Annotated in this window: 1 protein-coding gene; it reads left to right on the plus strand. The window is 41.9% G+C overall.

Annotated features, from left to right (window positions below):
• Positions 1-2,733, plus strand: a 2,733-nt coding sequence (gene secDF / locus ACEW8O_RS24755; RefSeq protein ID WP_373497312.1) for a protein translocase subunit SecDF, incomplete at its 5' end; no start/stop codon positions are given.
• Positions 2,734-2,808 lie beyond the last annotated feature (75 nt).

Below are 2,808 nucleotides of genomic sequence, written 5' to 3' on the forward strand. Positions count from 1 at the left end.
GAAACAGAATTGGGACTTGGTCTTGATTTGCAGGGTGGCATGCATGTTACTTTGGAAGTTTCACCTGTGGAAATTGTCAAAGGACTATCCGGAAACAGTAAAGATCTAGCATTTAATGCAGCTCTTGATGAGGCAACAGAAACTTCCAAAACCAGCAATGAGAAATTTGTTGACCTTTTTTACAGGGCGTGGCAGAACAAGGCTCCTGGTCAAAAATTGAGTGGTGTATTTGCCACAGCTGCTAACAGGGGTAGAATTTCCCTTGAGACTTCGGATACTGACATTCTCAAAATCATTGACACAGAAGTTGAAAATGCCATTGAGCGGTCTTTCAATATCCTGAGAACAAGGGTGGATAGATTCGGAACGTCTCAGCCAAATATCCAAAGAATCCAAGGTTCAGGTAGAATTCAGATCGAATTACCAGGTGTGGACAATCCTGAAAGGGTAAGAAACCTATTACAGGGCGTAGCAAAATTACAGTTTTGGGAAGTTGCTGAGATAAATGAATTCCTAGCAGAACTGGAATCCGTAAACAGCCTTTTGGTTGCAGAGTCCCAAGCCACCAAAACTGGAATCGCCACTGATTCCCTGGCAACTAAACTTGAAGGAGAGGATTTGGCAAGTGAACTTGAAAGACAGTTGGCAGAGACCACTGATCCTGATGATTTATCTTCACAGGTTTCCCCCATCTTCTCACTGACCAAGTCCAATGCAGGACTGGTATATGAAATCAGGGATACCGTTGCGATCAACAGGATTTTTGCCCGTGAAGATGTTAAATCTTTACTTCCAAGAAATATAAAGTTTTTATGGTCTGTAAAGCCTCAAAAATCAGATAACCTGGAATTGTTGGAGCTTCATGCCATCAAGGTCAGCAGAACTAGCGATCAGGCACCTTTGGAAGGTGATGTGGTCACAGATGCACGTCAGACTTTGGATCAGACTTCGAGACCTGCTGTCAGTATGCAGATGAATGCAGATGGTGCAAGGAAATGGAGAAAACTGACTTCTGAAAGTATTGGAAGAAGGATTGCAGTTGTTCTTGATGATTTCGTTTATACTGCTCCTATGGTACAGGGAGAGATTCCGTCCGGGCAATCAGAAATCACAGGTAACTTTTCTATGGAAGAAGCCAAGGACTTGGCCAATATTCTGAAATCAGGTTCACTTCCCGCACCTACCAAAATCGTAGAAGAAGCCATCATCGGCCCAACATTGGGTAAAGAAGCTCAAAATCAAGGTATCATTTCGATGGTGGCAGGTTTGGTTTTGGTGGTCATGTTTATGGTTGCCTATTATGCCAAAGGTGGATTTGTAGCCATAGCTGCCCTAGTCTTTAACATCTTCTTTATCTTGGGTATTTTGGCACAGTTAGGTGCGGCACTTACATTACCGGGTATTGCCGGTATCGTATTGACCATTGGTATGTCGATAGATGCCAACGTACTGATTTTTGAAAGGATCAAAGAAGAAATCCGAAATGGCGCAGGATTGATTGCTGCCATCAATGAAGGTTATAAAAAAGCATTCTCGGCAATCCTTGACTCCAACGTCACGACATTCCTGACCGGTGCCATATTATATGCCTTGGGTCAAGGTCCTGTCAAAGGATTTGCGATCGTATTGATGATCGGTATTGCCTCTTCATTCTTTTCTTCTGTATTTATCACCAGGGTGATTGTACATTGGTCAACCAAAAAAGGTGACAAGAGCAATATTTCATTCTCAACTCCATGGGCGAGTAATTTATTGGGGAACCTGAACATAGACTTTCTAAGCAAAAGGAAAATCGCCTATATCATTTCATCCTCCATTATTGTGATCGGTTTGGCCATTGCTGCCATCAATGGTTTGAAGTTTGGTGTGGATTTCACAGGTGGACGTTCATATATTGTAGAATTTTCCCAACCGGTAGTAGAGTCTGATCTGAAAGTTGGACTAGATGGAGAATTTGACGGTTCGGTAGAAGTGAAGACTTTTGGTGGAAACAACATCGTCAAAATAACTACCTCCTATCTTATCAATGAAGATGATGATGCCTCCAATGCAGAGGTGGAAAACAAAGTGAAAGAAGGAATTGCCAAGATTACAGGATTGGCACTTACTACAGGAACTGAAATCGGTGATGGGCAATTTGTCATCAGGGGCTCCTCAAAAGTAGGTGCTACTGTAGCGGATGATATCAAAAAGTCGTCTGCGGAAGCTATGTTCTTTGCTTTGGTCGCCATATTCTTATATATCCTTTTGAGATTCCGTAAGTGGCAATTCTCTTTGGGATCGATCATTGCCTTGGTTCACGATGTGCTCTTTGTAATTGCAGCATTTGCTATTGCCAGTGCGCTTGGAGCGACATTTGAGATCGATCAGGTCTTTATTGCGGCAATGCTGACAGTGGTAGGTTACTCTATCAATGATACCGTGATTGTCTTTGACAGGATCAGAGAAAACATCGAATACAGAGGCACGTCAAAATTAGTGACTATGTTCAATGATGCCATCAATCAGACCATGGCAAGGACATTGATCACTTCCTTCACGACATTGATCGTGGTATTGGTATTATTGATATTCGGCGGTGAAGTCCTTAGAGGTTTTTCATTCGCCTTATTCATAGGCATATTGGTCGGTACCTACTCTTCAATCTACATTGCGTCTCCAATTGTTGTGGATTTGATGAAGAAAGAACTGGCAGCTGAAAACCAACAAGATTCTGCAAAAAAGACAGCATAATTCAATTATTTAAAAAAAATCAAGGGAGATGGGACAAACATCTCCCTTTTTTTGTGATTTTTTTGAAAAAATACC

It is taken from the genome of Aquiflexum sp., assembly GCF_041749095.1.
Taxonomy (GTDB): Bacteria; Bacteroidota; Bacteroidia; order Cytophagales; family Cyclobacteriaceae; genus Aquiflexum.